This window comes from Actinophytocola sp., assembly GCF_036378875.1.
GTDB lineage: Bacteria > Actinomycetota > Actinomycetes > Mycobacteriales > Pseudonocardiaceae > Actinophytocola.
The window spans coordinates 1-13,462 of sequence record NZ_DASUVO010000078.1; the positions used below are offsets into that span (position 1 = coordinate 1).

At 69.0% G+C, this 13,462-nt stretch carries 16 protein-coding genes; 4 read left to right on the forward strand and 12 right to left on the reverse strand.

What is annotated here, in order from left to right:
* The 6 genes from VF106_RS22710 to VF106_RS22735 form a co-directional block, all read right to left on the reverse strand.
* Positions 1-136 (reverse strand): CBS domain-containing protein (locus VF106_RS22710; protein WP_330841840.1); only part of this gene is annotated, 136 nt, incomplete at its 3' end.
* A gap of 12 nt (positions 137-148) precedes the next feature.
* Positions 149-781, reverse strand: coding sequence for a CBS domain-containing protein (locus VF106_RS22715; protein WP_330841810.1), 633 nt, complete (start codon positions 779-781; stop codon positions 149-151).
* Positions 782-1,117: 336 nt separating this feature from the next.
* On the reverse strand, positions 1,118-1,501 hold the full coding sequence (locus tag VF106_RS22720; protein ID WP_330841811.1) for a RidA family protein: 384 nt from the start codon (positions 1,499-1,501) through the stop codon (positions 1,118-1,120).
* Positions 1,502-1,584: 83 nt separating this feature from the next.
* On the reverse strand, positions 1,585-3,102 hold the full coding sequence (locus tag VF106_RS22725; RefSeq protein ID WP_330841812.1) for an alpha/beta hydrolase: 1,518 nt from the start codon (positions 3,100-3,102) through the stop codon (positions 1,585-1,587).
* Between the two features lie 121 nt (positions 3,103-3,223).
* Positions 3,224-3,685 carry a hypothetical protein gene (locus VF106_RS22730; protein WP_330841813.1) on the reverse strand — a complete coding sequence of 154 codons (462 nt, stop codon included), beginning with the start codon at positions 3,683-3,685 and terminating at the stop codon, positions 3,224-3,226.
* 371 nt (positions 3,686-4,056) lie between these two features.
* Positions 4,057-4,665 carry an HSP18 transcriptional regulator gene (locus VF106_RS22735; RefSeq protein WP_330841814.1) on the reverse strand — a complete coding sequence of 203 codons (609 nt, stop codon included), beginning with the start codon at positions 4,663-4,665 and terminating at the stop codon, positions 4,057-4,059.
* 106 nt (positions 4,666-4,771) lie between these two features.
* On the opposite strand from VF106_RS22735, the gene VF106_RS22740 reads away from it, so the two are divergent.
* A complete protein-coding gene (locus tag VF106_RS22740) occupies positions 4,772-5,215 on the forward strand; it encodes an Hsp20/alpha crystallin family protein (protein ID WP_330841815.1) in 444 nt (147 codons plus the stop codon).
* 58 nt (positions 5,216-5,273) lie between these two features.
* Here VF106_RS22740 and VF106_RS22745 read toward each other — a convergent pair whose 3' ends face one another.
* Entirely contained in the window at positions 5,274-5,744 is a 471-nt protein-coding gene (locus VF106_RS22745; RefSeq protein ID WP_330841816.1) for a heme-degrading domain-containing protein, read from the reverse strand.
* 68 nt (positions 5,745-5,812) lie between these two features.
* Between VF106_RS22745 and VF106_RS22750 the strand changes: the two genes are divergently transcribed.
* Complete coding sequence (locus tag VF106_RS22750) at positions 5,813-6,151, forward strand: TraR/DksA family transcriptional regulator (protein ID WP_330841817.1); 339 nt, start codon at positions 5,813-5,815, stop codon at positions 6,149-6,151.
* A 16-nt stretch (positions 6,152-6,167) separates the two neighbouring features.
* On the opposite strand, the gene VF106_RS22755 is transcribed toward VF106_RS22750, so the two are convergent.
* The 3 genes from VF106_RS22755 to VF106_RS22765 form a co-directional block, all read right to left on the reverse strand.
* Positions 6,168-6,992, reverse strand: coding sequence for a cupin-like domain-containing protein (locus tag VF106_RS22755; protein WP_330841818.1), 825 nt, complete (start codon positions 6,990-6,992; stop codon positions 6,168-6,170).
* Between the two features lie 140 nt (positions 6,993-7,132).
* Positions 7,133-7,525 (reverse strand): hypothetical protein, encoded by a 393-nt coding sequence (locus VF106_RS22760; RefSeq protein WP_330841819.1) that lies wholly within the window; start codon positions 7,523-7,525, stop codon positions 7,133-7,135.
* A gap of 22 nt (positions 7,526-7,547) precedes the next feature.
* Positions 7,548-8,792 carry a helix-turn-helix domain-containing protein gene (locus tag VF106_RS22765; RefSeq protein ID WP_330841820.1) on the reverse strand — a complete coding sequence of 415 codons (1,245 nt, stop codon included), beginning with the start codon at positions 8,790-8,792 and terminating at the stop codon, positions 7,548-7,550.
* A 286-nt stretch (positions 8,793-9,078) separates the two neighbouring features.
* Here VF106_RS22765 and VF106_RS22770 point away from each other — a divergent pair, with 286 nt between their 5' ends.
* A complete protein-coding gene (locus VF106_RS22770; protein ID WP_330841821.1) occupies positions 9,079-9,321 on the forward strand; it encodes a hypothetical protein in 243 nt (80 codons plus the stop codon).
* A 66-nt stretch (positions 9,322-9,387) separates the two neighbouring features.
* Here VF106_RS22770 and VF106_RS22775 read toward each other — a convergent pair whose 3' ends face one another.
* A complete protein-coding gene (locus VF106_RS22775; RefSeq protein WP_330841822.1) occupies positions 9,388-12,375 on the reverse strand; it encodes an AfsR/SARP family transcriptional regulator in 2,988 nt (995 codons plus the stop codon).
* 253 nt (positions 12,376-12,628) lie between these two features.
* Here VF106_RS22775 and VF106_RS22780 point away from each other — a divergent pair, with 253 nt between their 5' ends.
* The gene (locus VF106_RS22780; RefSeq protein ID WP_330841823.1) at positions 12,629-13,024 is read left to right on the forward strand and encodes a nuclear transport factor 2 family protein; all 396 of its coding nucleotides are present in this window, start codon (positions 12,629-12,631) and stop codon (positions 13,022-13,024) included.
* A gap of 59 nt (positions 13,025-13,083) precedes the next feature.
* Here VF106_RS22780 and VF106_RS22785 read toward each other — a convergent pair whose 3' ends face one another.
* Positions 13,084-13,452, reverse strand: a complete 369-nt coding sequence (locus VF106_RS22785) for a nuclear transport factor 2 family protein (RefSeq protein ID WP_330841824.1) — start codon at positions 13,450-13,452, stop codon at positions 13,084-13,086.
* Positions 13,453-13,462: the final 10 nt, after the last annotated feature.

A 13,462-nucleotide genomic window follows, 5' to 3' on the forward strand; every position in this document is an offset into this window, starting at 1 on the left:
CGATCAACCGGTACTCGGCGTCGATGACGGGGAGGGCGGTGAAACCGCGGGCGGCCAGGAGCGCGGCCGCTTCCTTGATCGGCGTCTCCGGCCGCACCGTCATCACCGGAGTCGTCATGATGTCTCGGACACGCATGTCTCTTCCCTCTCAGGAACGTAGTAGGAAGGGGTCGGTGGGTTCGCACTCTCTGGGCCGAGCGCCGTCGTCGAAGACGTAGCCGAGCCGGTCGGCCACCTCCACCACACCGGGCACCGCCCGCACCCGCTCGACGATCGCGGCCCGCGTGCTGCGCCACTCGACACGGCCGAGCAGGAGCACGATCCCGTCCCGAACGCTGACGATCACCTGCCGCTGGTCGGGGCGTGCGGCCAGCACGTGCTCGACGTCCGCGCGGATCACGTCGTCGTCCCGGAGGTAGGTCGTGAGCAGGTCCCGCCGCGACAGCACACCGACCAGCCGGCCGCGCTCGGTCACGAACAACCGCCGCACGCCCGCCTCGGCAAGCCGCCTGGTCGCCGCCGGCAGCGTCGCGTCCACCGGAACGGTGCGCACCGACGTGGTCATCAGCTCGCGGGCGGTCACGCCGGCGCCGTCCCGGACACCGATCAGATCCGCCTCGGACACGACCCCGACCAGCCGCCCGTCCCGATCGACGACCGGCACCGCGCCGATCCGCCCACGTGACAGGATCGCCGCCACCGTGGCGAACGGTGTCCCGGCCGCCACCGACACCGGGCAGCGGGTCATCACGCTGCCGACCGTCATCGCTGGCACAGTCATCACGTCTCCCTCGTCGGTCTCTACCACCAGCCTTCCCGCCCCGGCGCGCCACGGTCAGTGCCGAAAGCTTCGACGACGCGGGCGAAGGTCCCGCGAGAAGTCCCGGTCGGTTCGGGACCTTCGGCCGTGCCGACTCACAAAACAGTCCAGGCCGCTTCCCGAAGGAAACGGCCTGGACTTGCGGGCGAAGCCCCTGCGAAGCAGGCGGGCGAAGCCCCTTTGCCTTGGCGTCAAGAAAAGCGAGCGGTTTGGCCATGCGGCCACGCGATAAAGGCGCCCTTCCTCACCCCCGGCACCACCGGCGATGTCCTGCCATGCACACAGTTCGACCCTCGTTCAGACGACCGCGAGGGCGTCCACCTCTACCCGGAACGCGGGATTGATGAGCCCCATGACCTGGACGAGAGAGCTCGCGGGAGGTGCCGACTGGTCGATGTACTCGTCGCGAACCCTGCGGAAGATGGCCAGGTCGTCCAGATCGGTCAGGTAGACGGTCAGCTTGACCACCCTGGTGAAATCCGAACCGGACGCTTTGAGGGCGACCCCAAGATTGTGGAATACCTGACGAATCTGCGCCTCCGGGTCGCCAGCTCCCACAACGCGACCCGCCTCGTCCATCGGAACCTGACCCGACACCGCCACCATTGTTCCGGAAAACGAGACGGCATGGCTGTAACCATTTACCGAGGGTAATCCGTCAGGTTGCCGAAAGTGTTCCATGTGATCAGTCTACCTGGAACGATCGCCACCCCGAGATGCTGAACCGGGCCACCCCATTTGGCGGTGGCCCGGCTCGGGATCTGTCAGAGCAGGTTCGGCAGCACTGTGGGGATGCGGGTTTCCGGTTGGGGATCGGGTGCGCAGAACATGTCTCGCGCGGGCAGCACGCCGGTCTCGAGGAACCGGTGCACCTCGCGGACCGCGCACGACGGGGTGCTCGGGTCGTAGGCGCCGTGGTTGCCGGTATCGACCGTCACCATCTTGGCTCGCTGGCCCAGTGCCCGGCGCATGCCGAGCGCGCCGACGTGGGGCGTGACCGGGTCGCGCATGGTCTGGATCATGAGGATGTTGGCCGGTCCGCGATCGGTGACCTTGACCGGTGGTTCGACCGGGTCGCGCCAGAACGCGCACGGCCAGATGTTCGTGCCCATCCCGCCGATCAGCGGGTATCGGGCGCGGTCGACGGTGACCTCCCGCTGGTAGTGCCGGATGTCGCGGGGCGCGCGGACGTCACCGCAGAGCACGGCGAGTTGCGACGCTCGGAGGTTGTCCATCGGCACCTGTGGTAGCGCGAACGATCGGGTCGCGGCCCCGCGCCCCTCGGCGAACACCCACAGCTCGGCGAGCGAGGGGAAGAAGACCGTGTGGTAGCTGTACCCGAACAGGGCGGCACGCATCAGGTTCCCGGTGAGCAGCCCCAAGTCCGGGACCGGCACGGGGTTCTCGTCCAGCCGCGCGACCAGGTCGAGGAACCGCTGCCGGATCTCGGCCGGTGTCGTGCCGAGGTGATACGTCGCGTCCCGCTCGGCGAGCCACGCCGCGATGTCGGCGAACCTCAGTTCCAGCCCGACGTCCCAGAGCGCGAACCGTTCGTGCCAGCCCCGGTTGGGATCCAGGTTCGAGTCGATGACGAACCGATCGGTGCGCTCGGGGAACATGGAGGCGTAGACGGCACCGAGATAGCTGCCGTACGAGCCGCTGTTGTAGGAGATCTTCCGCTCTCCCAACGCGATCCGGATGCGGTCCATGTCGCGGGCCGTGTTGGCGGTCGTGATGTGGGGCAGGACGGGGCCGCCGTGGGTCTGGCAGTCCCGCGCCAGTTCCCTTGCGAACTCGACGTTCCCGGCGATCGAACCGTCCGGCGCGGGGAACGGGAAATACCGCTCGACCGGGTACTGCTCGGGTGTCCGACCGCACGTCACCGGTGTGCTGTAACCGATTCCGCGCGGGTCGAAGCCGATCAGGTCATAGCGGTCGAGCACCTCCTGGGGATAGATCTGGGCGTAGGCCGTCGGCAGGAACAGGCTCGCCGCCCCCGGCCCACCACCGTTGTGCAGCAACACCCCGCGACGCAGACCTGGCTTGGCCGTTGAAATTCGCGAGACCATGATCTCGATCGTGCCGCCGCCCGGGTTCCGGTAGTCGAGCGGGACCCGCAGCGTCGCGCAGCGCGTCCGGGGATCCGCCGGCAGCGGGAAGTCCACCGGTGGCGGGCATTCCGTCCACGCCAGGCCCTGGGCGGGCACGGGAGCCGCGATCCCCAGCGGGGCCAGCGTTACCAGTAAAGCGACGACGAGCAGTGCCTGCAGAAGTCTTCGCACGTGTTTCTCCCCTACTGAAACAATGTAAGGGCAAGCTACTGCGGAGCCGGCGCATCCACATCCTTCGCGCGAAGGACCCCCTGTCATGCTGGAGGAGGTACCGAGCCGGTTCACCGGCTGGTCAGTCCGTTGCCATGAGTAACGCGGCTACCTTCTGAAACCGCGCGACCCTGCGAGGAACTCTCGGCGGGCGAAAGGAGTACCACGACAACGAGTTGAGATCCATATCCTCAACGCCGTCCTTACCCACCAGGACCACTGTCCTGGAGGGGAGCAACGATGGTCCTGGACCAATCCTGACCTCGGCGACATCGGCCCACTTCATTCGCGCCGAGGTGCCGGACATTCCTCGCTCCACGACACTCTCCTCGCTCACGAACACACCCGAGCGCAACGAGGTCACGCTCCACCATCCGCCGACGAGCATCACCACGATGCCGATCAGCAGCCCTGCCACATCGCCTCCGAAGGCTGTCGCGAGCCCGGTAAGTACAAATAGGACACTCAGGGCGAACATGATCCACCGCCACGGCGAGCGCAGTGAACGAGGCAGTCGCGGGCCGGCGATCTCGTCGGATATCACGTTCATCCCCTTAGGACGATTCGGACAGCGCCTCGCAAGCGCTGTCTTGAAAGACGCTTTCATGTCGTTGAACCCAGATCCACCGCTGGTCTTGGTGACTCGGGGTGCGGCCCGGAGGACTCGCTGCGCGGTGCCGGGGCACTTCGCGCCCCGACACCGCCTGAGGTCACGAGGCCTCTTCGGCCGGCAGCCATGCGAGGAAGGCGTCCTTCACCACACCGCTCACGTCGCGCTGGCCGCGCACGAATGGCGTGGTCACACCACGGGCAATGTCCCGAAGGACGCGCTCGTGTCGTCGAACGTCCCCATCGCGTCTTTCAGGACACCGGCCACGTCCCAAACGCGTCCTTCGCGGCCGGGTGCGCGTCACGTCAGGGGAGGTCCGTGTTGCGGCGGCGGTTTCCGGCCGCTTCGCGGCGTAGTTCGTCGGTGTGCTCGGTGATGGCGCCGAGCCGGTCCGCGAGCCCGGGGTGATCTCCGGTCAGGTGCGGGCGGACCGCGGCCAACGGTGACAGCAGGTTGGCGACGTCGTCGTCGCCGAGTGCCGCGCCGAGGCGCTCGGCGGTTTCCCGACCCGCCGCGTCCAGGCCGTCCAACGCGCTGACCTGACCGGCCAACTGGCGTAGGACCGCCGAGTTGCGCCGGGCCCACTCCGCGACCGCGCGGTCCCCCGCCCGCCGGTCGCGCTCGGCGTCGACGCGTGCCTCCCCGGTCATCTCCCCCGTCGACGACGGTCGCAGCCGCAGGAACCGTCGCTCGGCGGCCTGCCTGCTCGCCACCCCCAACGCCGGGGCCAGGGCCGCCCAGCTGGTGCCGCCGGTCCGGGCCGCCGCGATCAGTTCCGGCTCCCAGGCGCCGAACTGTTCGCGCACCGACCGTAACGCGGCCAGCGCCGCAAGTACCTCGTCGGGCGGCACATCACCACTCCGGGTTGCCAGCACCACCTCGTGCACGCGCTGAACGACCAGAGCCACATCCATCATGTCATCCTCTCGACGACACAGCACTTGTCATCGCTTCGATGACATGTTAGAACAGTACCGCGTGTTGACACCACAAAGACATCGAAACCAGGAGGTGGACCCGATGTTGATGCGCACCGACCCGTTCCGCGAGCTGGACCGGTTCGCCCAGCAGTTCTTCGGCACCACGCCCCCCGGCACCTGGTCCAAGCCGGCCGCGATGCCCATGGACGCCTACCGCGACGGCGACCAGTTCGTCGTCTGCTTCGACCTGCCCGGCGCCAGCCCGGACACCATCGAACTGGACGTCGAACGCAACGTCCTGACCGTCAAGGCCGAACGACGCCCCCTGCACAGCGGGGACGACGTCCAGATGCAGGTCTCCGAACGGCCCCTCGGTGTCTTCTCCCGCCAACTGTTCCTCGGCGACACCCTCGACACCGAGCACATCGCCGCCGACTACGAGGCAGGCGTGCTGACCTTGCGCATCCCGATCGCCGAGAAGGCCAAGCCCCGGCGCATCCAGATCAGCGGAACCCAGTCCGACCGCAGGGAAATCCAGGCATGACCACCCCGTCCGGTGGGGCCTGCGCACACCGGCCCCACCGGACGTCCACGCACAAAGCTCACTTGCCGTCTTCGTCGGCCAGGTAGGCGCGAATGCCGTCGACGATGAGGTCGTGGTCGTCCATGGAGGCCAGTCCGGAGGCGGTCGCCGCCGCGACGACCCCGACTCCGCGCACCCGGATGGGGAACGATCCGCCGGTCACCGCGTACTCCGCGCCCAGCCAGCCGGTCGCGACCGGATCAATGCCCGCCGAGGACAGGCGGGCGTCCACCAGCGCGCTGCTGGCCTCCATGCGCAGAACGACGGCGGCCTTGCGGGCGATCCACGACTCCTGATCGGGGGTGATGCCGGGCAGGGCGGCGCGGAACAGGATCAGGCCGGGGCGGCGGATGTCGATCCCCACCTTGTGGCCGGCCTCCTGCGCGATCGCGGTGATCCGGGTGCCCAGCCGCCAGGCGTGCGCGTGGTCGAACGCGCCGAAGACCAGTTCCTGCTCCTGACGTTCCAGCACGGTGACGAGATCAGTCATGGTCTCTCCCTAGACGGTCGCGGCGTCCTCGGCAAGGAGCCCGGCACCACATGTGCTTGGTTGGACACATGACCGACCCCGCCGGCCGGCTCGCCGCGCTCCGCACCGAGACCCTCGACCTGATCGAGGCACTCGCCCGTCGGCTGGACGGCATCATCGAGTCCGCCACGTACACGACGAACGACGACGAACACGACCCGGACGGCGTCACCGCCTTCGAGCGCGCCCAGGTCGCCGGTCTGCTCGAACAGGCCCGCGCCGACCTACGAGCACTGGACGCGGCCCGCGAACGACTGGACAACGACGCCTACGGCACCTGCCTGCGCTGCGGCCGCCCCATCACGGCCGAACGACTCGACGCACTGCCCGCCACCACCACCTGCATCCGATGCGCCGACCGCCGCTGACGACGGGAGGGCGCGGTCAGGAAGCCCGCTGCTTCACCGGCTTGTAGGTGTAGACACCCTTGAGCTTGCGGTAGGCGACCGTGCCGAGGGCGACGCCCAGGACGTGGGGCCTGCGGAAGATCTTGCGGTCCGGCAGCCAGAAGTTGATGTTGATGTTCAGCTCGTCCAGTGACTCGACCTGGTGCCACCAGCCGAGCGGCAGGTACAGCATCTGGCCAGGCTCCAGGATCAGCTCCCGCCGCTGCGCCAGCTTCGGCGCCAGCCGAGGAAAGCGCGCCGGGTCGACGTCGTCGAGGTCGAAGGCCTGGGACTTGTCGCCGAAGCCACGCAGGAGCGACCTCGGGTAGTAGTCGGCGTAGCCCGGTGGCGCCATGACGAAGCGCTTGCGGCCGGCGAGCGCGATGTTGAAGTTCTCCAGCTCGTCGAAGTGGCACTGGGTGAACACGCCGCGATGGCTGATCCACAGGTTGGCCGCGTTCAGCCGGTGCCGGTAGTCGAACAGGGCCTCGGCGTCGAACCCGAGCAGCGCGTCGATGTCGGCGGGGTTGTCGCGGAGGTTCGACACCACCCGGTGCCACGCGCCGGGGTCGCGCTGGTACTGGTCGGTGAAGAACTCCCTGAGCCGGATCTCCTCCGTGCGGAACCGCAGCGGGTTCCGCCGGTCGTTCGGTTCGGTGAACACGGTCACGACCATGTCCCCGAGGCGGTCGACCACGCTGTGGCCGTGGAATTCGCCGGGCAGGGTGATCACGACAGGCACATCGGCCCGGCCAAGGGCCCGCCGCCCGAATGCCATGAACTCGTCGAAGGACAGACGGGGCACCGAAAGCGCTGTGCTCATGGCTGTTCCGCCTCCCCGAAATTCAATGTGTTGGTTGCGCTGGGGGACGAATGGTGCTGTTTGGTCACGTGCTTGTGGCTGGCTTGCGTCACGTTCCCCTGAGGTGCGGTTGCGAGCCGGGAGATTGACACAGGGGCTACTCATAGCTCCTCACCGGAGTCGAGATCAAGGCCCGCCGCGGAGGCGAGGCTGTTCAGCTGCTGGGGGACGTGCAGCGTGCGCTCGGCGAGGCCGGTGCCGACGTGGTTGGCCGGGGAGTGCCCGCCGGCGATGGCGTCGTCGACCGCCATGATCGTGACCAGGCATTCGCCGAGCTTCGACCGGGTCGACTTGTCCGGCGGCTGGGAGATGAGGATGACGCGGCCGCCGTAGTAGCCGTAGCCGAGGACGGCCAGTGCCCAGCCGGCGGCACGCGGGACGTGGGTGGCGCGACCGTCCTCCGGCAACATCGTCACGACCGGGGTGTCGGTGGGCACGAACAGTGCCAGGTCGTCCTCGACCAGGCCGACGCCGATGCGGTGTTGGTTCGACATGGATTCTCCTCGTCGAGAAAGGTCAGGGCAGTGCCCGGATGAGGGCCAGCACCTGGAAACGGGACTGCCCGTCGGCCTGGCGGACGCGGATGACCCCATGCTGCAACAGCTGCCGCAGCAACAGGCCGGCGTCGGCCACGCTGCGTCCGGTGGACGTGACGACGTCGTCGATGGTGAAGTCGGTGCCCAGTTCGCTCAGCGTGGCCAGTGCGCGGTGAGCGGCGACCGGCAGCGTGCGTACGCGTTCGGCGAGTTGGGCCAGCAGCGCGTTGCCGACCACCGCGGCCGGGTCGGCACGCAGCATCCGGCACAGCGGCACCAGGTCGTACACCGCGAGCCAGGCGGCCGCCGAGATGAGCGCGGGTGGCAGGCCGTCGACGAGCTCGCAGATCTCGGCGACGACCGGGGCGTCGGCGCGCGTCAGCTCATAGCCCGGCCGGGCCCGGTGCACGTGGTCGAGGAACAGCCGGACAGAGGGCACGTCCTCGAGCAGGCGTGGCTCGACGAGGTCGGGGTCGGGGGTGGCCAGCGGGTTCAGCAGGAAAAGGCGCTCGCCGACGATGCCGCCCGGCCGGGTCGCGGTGATCAGCACGCGTAACCGGGGGCACTCGGCGAGCATGTGCAGCAACGGCTCGGCGCGCGGGCGGTCGCCGTCGAGCACGAGCAGCGCGTCCCGGTCGGCGATCAGCGACGTGAGCTCGGCCAGGTCGGCCGTGCCGGCGCGCCCGTAGAGCGCGGCGGAGCAACCGTGCAGCAGGCCGGCGAGCCTGCGGTCGCGGACAGGCGAGTCCGTCGCGCCGAGCCACGGAACCGGCATCCCCGTCGTGGCCTGCAGGCTGTGCGCTATCTCGATGGCCAACCGGGTCTTCCCGACGCCGGGCAGCCCGCTGATCGTGATCAGCCGGCTGGCGCCGTCGGCGAGTTCGGCGGTCAACGCCGCCGCTTCGACGGCCCGGCCGACCATCGTGTCGAGCACGGTCGGGGGTGTGGCCAGTTCGGCGTCCAGGCCCAGTCGCGCCCGGCCGCCGTTCGCCGCGCGTTCCAGGCTGGTGCGGGCCTGGCGGCCCAGCCGTAACGCCTCGGCGATCAGCCGCACGGTCCCCGCTCTCGGCTGGGCCTTGCCCTGCTCCAGGTCGCGGATCGCCCGCTCGCTGATGGTGGACAGGTCGGCCAGCATGCGCTGGGTGAGCCCGTAGTCCGTGCGGAACCGGCGTAGCAGCGCGCCGAAACGCGTGTCTATTTCCCCCGCCATCGCCTGATCGATCATCATCGACTCCCTCGCTCTTTCCTACGTGGTCGAGTAGGCGTTCGCACAGGAAGTGTCGCGCTATTCCGCTATCACGGCGGCATCCCCTCGTTAACGGGGTGTCCGAATGGTGGGCGACGACTGTCGGGAACCATTATCTTCCCAGGTCACGGCCACTCTTATCACGAGATAGGAAGTTCTACCTTTGGTGATAGGGGTGTGATAATTGTCAGGATAACGGCGGGATTCCGGCGACTCATAGCGTTTGGGTCAACCTCAGGAAAACGAAAAAACGCAGGAGCCGGAAATGATTCGCAAGCTGGTCGTCGACATTACCGCCGCCACCATCGCCGCCGCCGCGGCCCTCACCGTCTTCGCCGGCATGGCCGACGGGATCACCGGCCAGCACGACACCACGGCTCCCGTCGCCGCCGCCTCCGAGAGCGACCCGTGGGACACCCCGAAGCCCAGCAGCGACCCGTGGGACGCCCCCACGCCCAACAGCGACCCCTGGGACGCCCCGCAGCCGAACAGCGACCCATGGGACTGACCATCACACGAGGAAGAGCCGGGGTGCGACCAGCGCACCCCGGCTCTTTCGTTTCGAAGGCGAAGGTTACCGGGCCGTACCCGTGATCGTCCCGAGCGTGTCTTCCGCGACCGCACGCTCCCGCTCCATGCCCCATGCGGTGAACGTGTCGATGGCCTGCTCCAGCAAGGCCGTCGCCCGTGCGGGCTCGGCCCGGCGGAGCAGGAGCGTGGCGAGTTCGAGCCGTGCCCGTGCCGCGCCGGCCTGGTCCATGATGCCCTCCCTGGCCGCGAGCGCCAGCTCGAAATAGCCGAGTGCGGCCTCTTCGCGGCCCGCGGCGACGCTGACCTCGCCGAGGTTGCACAGCAGGTGTCCCTCGCCGATCACGTCCCCGCTGCGCCGCACCATCTCGAGCACCTCGGTGAGGGTCCGCACGGCACGCTCGTGTTCTCCCGACTGCGTCTGGAGCTGCCCGATCCGGCGCAGGGCGTGGGCCATCCCACCCATGTAGCCGACCGTCCGGTAGATGTCCATCGCCTCGGACAGCTCATTGTTGGCCCGCACCGACTCCCCGCGCATGGCGAGAATGTGGGCGCGCTGGGTGAGCACGCTGGCGCGGCCGACCACGTCCTCGACGCGGGCGAAGTCGTCGAGCGCCTGCTGGTACAGCGAAAGCGCCCGCTCGTAGTCGTCCGCGTAACGGGAAAGCAGGGCCAGGTCCCGGCGGCACAGGCCGAGTCCGCGCGGATCGTCCAGCTCGACGAACAACGCGAGTGCCTCGGTCAGCGTGTGGCGGGAGCGGTCCCACTGGCCGCGGTGGATGTACAGCGTGCCGAGCGAGCCGAGCAGGGCGGCCGTGCCACGGGTGTTGCCGGCCGCGCGTGTGGCGACCAGTGCGTTGTCGTGGGTTCGTTGCCAGTCGGCCAGGTAGCCGCGGGACTCGCAGAGTGTGGCCGTGGTGACCGCGAGATCCCAGCACAGCTCGTGCAGCCCCAACTGCGCGGCCTGGGCGACCGCGCCGCACAGGTTGGCCTGCTCGCCGGCCATCCAGTCCAGCGGCTCGGCGAGCAGTTCGTCCACGTAGCCGTCCGGCGGCAGCCAGCGGCGGCCGGTGCCGTGCAGCACCGCGTAGTCCCCGCCGTAGACCCGCCGGTGGGCGCGTTCGGCCAGCGCCAGCCAGCCGCCGATCATGCGCTCGACGGCGTCGGCGTGCGCGGCCGGGTCGACCTCGGCGGCCAGCCGTTCGCGGGCGAACAACCGCACCATGTCCTGGAGGCGGTAGCGGAACTCGCCGGTCTTCTCGACCGCGGTCACCTCGAGCATGTGCACGTCGACGAGCGGCTCGAGCAGGTCGGACGGGAACGGGTGGTCGTCGTCGAGCACGGCACCGGCGAGCCAGCCGGGCAACGTCGAGCCCTCGGCGAGGCTGAGCAGGCCGAACAATCTCCTTGACGTGTGGTCCAGGCCGTCGTGGGTGAGCGACAGGCTGGCCCTGATCGTCATCTCCCCGTGGGCCAGCTCGTCGAGGCGGCGGCGTTCGCTGGCCAGCCGGTGGACCATCGAGGCGAGCGACCAGTGCGGGCGCGCGGCCAGCCGGGCGGCGATGATCCGCAGTGCCAGCGGCAGGCCGCCGACCGTCCGCACCAGGGCGGCGGCGGACTCCGGTTCCCGGTTCACCCGGCCGGTGCCGATGACCCGGCCGAGCAGTTCCAGCGAGTGGTCGACACCCAGCACGTCGACCTCGATCTGGCGGGCGCCCGGCACGCCGGTCAACCGCGTGCGGCTGGTGATCAGCACGGCGCACGTCGGGCTGCCGGGCAGCAACGGCAGCACCTGCTGCTCGCTGACGGCGTCGTCGAGGACGACGATCACGCGCCGCTCGGCCAGCACGGTCCGGTACATCTCCACGCGGCCGTCGAGCCCGTCGGGGATCATCGGTCCCGGGATGCCGAGTGCGAGCAGGAACCGGCCGAGTACGTCGATCGCCGAGCTGGGCTCGCTTCTGGTGCCCCGCAGGTCGCAGTACAGCTGCCCGTCGGAGAAGTGTTCCTGGGCGACGAGGTGCCCGATGTGCGTCGCGACGGTGCTCTTGCCGACCCCTGGCCGGCCAACGACCACCACGACGCCGATGGCCCGGTTCTTCTCGCCGCCGGTCAGCACGGACTCCGCGGTGCGGATCAGGTTCTCCTGACCGACGAAGTCGGCGGTGTCGGCCGGCAGCTGACGGGGCCGCTCGACACGCGGCGGCTGCGGCGCCTCGGGAACCGCGCGAGTGGCCGGTGCCTTGGTTGTCCCGCCGAGCAGTTCGTTGTCACCGGACAGGATCGCGGTCTCGAGCATGCGCAGTTCCGGCCCGGGTTCCAGACCGAGTTCGTCGATCAGGAGCGCACGGCCGGCCCGGTAGACCTCGAGCGCCTCGGCCTGCCGCCCGGACCGGTGCAGTGCCGTCATCAGCAGGGCGCGCAGCCGCTCCCGCAACGGGTTCTCGTGCACCAGCCGGGTGATCTCGCCGACGAGCTGGTGGTGGCCACCCTGGCGAAGGTCGAGGTCGAGATAGTCCTCCGTGGCGTTCAGCTTCTCCTCGTCGAGGCGCATGGCCCTGGTCCGCAGCGCGCGGTTGGGCATGCCACTCAGGCACGGTCCGCCCCAGAGGGAGACGGCGGTGCGCAGCAGGCCGGCCGCCTCGCTCGCCCTGCCCTCCTTGGCGAGGACCCTGGCCTCGGCGACTTTCTGGTTGAACGCGTGGGCGTCGAGCCATTCGTCGGGCACCCGGAGCCGGTAGCCGGGTGGCCGGGTGTCGATGCCGACGTCGACACCGCCGGACGCGAGGTTCTTGCGCAGGCGTGACATGCAGATCTGCACCTGGGTACGCGCGGTGTCCGGTGGTTCGTCCTCCCACAGCGCGTCGATGATGTGCTCGATGCTGACCACTCGGTTGGCCTCGAACAACAGCAACGCCAGGATGACCTGCTGGCGGCCAGGCGGCACACGCACGGGTCCGGACGGGCCGTCGACCTCGAGGGGCCCCAGGATCCGGAAGGTGAAGTCAACGGTGTCGTGAAGGACCTCGGCCACTATCGCCCTCACCTACATCACTACCCAGCAACGGCCCGGCCACCATCGATTCCGACTATTGTTCGTCAGAAATGTACGCGTGAGCGGGCACATCGTGCAATGCGTCCACAGTCGCTGTTCCGGATGCTCCGTACGGTGGAAGATCTTCGCATTCGGCGGGATGCCACGGGGATAGTGCGCGGATAGCCGCCGTGATTGCCCACCGGATCAGGGTGGACGAGTAGATGTCACCGCGTCCCTACGGAGCTCAACCATGATCGACGGACACCAGGGGATCGAGCCGAGTGCGGCCACCACGGCCGCCGGCGTCGACCACGTCCGGCTCGCCTACGACTACATCGACGCCGGTGAGTTCGACGCCTACTCGTCCTTGCTGGACGAGAACATGCAGCTGCGCGGTCTGGGCCCCGAACCGGCCCACGGCCGAGGGGACGTGGTGCGGTCCGTACAGGAGCTGGCCGGCCCACCGGGATGGCACGAACTGTACAAGATCATCGCCAGCGGCGAGTGCGTCGTCGCGATCGGCCGGTACGTCCCGGCGGAGGCCACCTCGGACGTCGAGTTCGCGGACGCCTTCGTGCTGTCCGAGGACGGCCTGCTGCTCAGCCAACGCCGGTTCCGCTACCTTCCCGGGCCGGCCAAGCCATGACCCCTCGACGGTCCGGGGCCGGGAGCTCGCGCTTCCGGCCCCGGACCTCGTGGCGGGCATCAGACGAGTGGGGCGAAGAAGAAGGTGTCGCGGCGGGAGAAGCGGCCTTCTGGGCTCATCTGGAAGAAGTCGGCGAAGCGTAGGTGTACGTCGCGGCCGTCGAGCAGTACACCGACGAACTCGCCGTGGACCGCCACCTGGGCGCCTTCGTGGACGACGGTCGACACCTGGTGGCGGCCTTCGCGGATCACCCTCTGCTGGCGGTAGAAGCGCTCCAGTTCTCCGTGACCGACCAGGGGGTCGTAGCCCGGGCGGCAGTACGTAGCGTCCTCGGTGAACAGGTTCACCAGGCCGGGGACGTCGCCGCTGTCCACCAGGTCGTAGTAGCGCAGCACGGTTTCCGTGTCGGTCGGCATGGTCGTGGTCATGGTTGTCTCC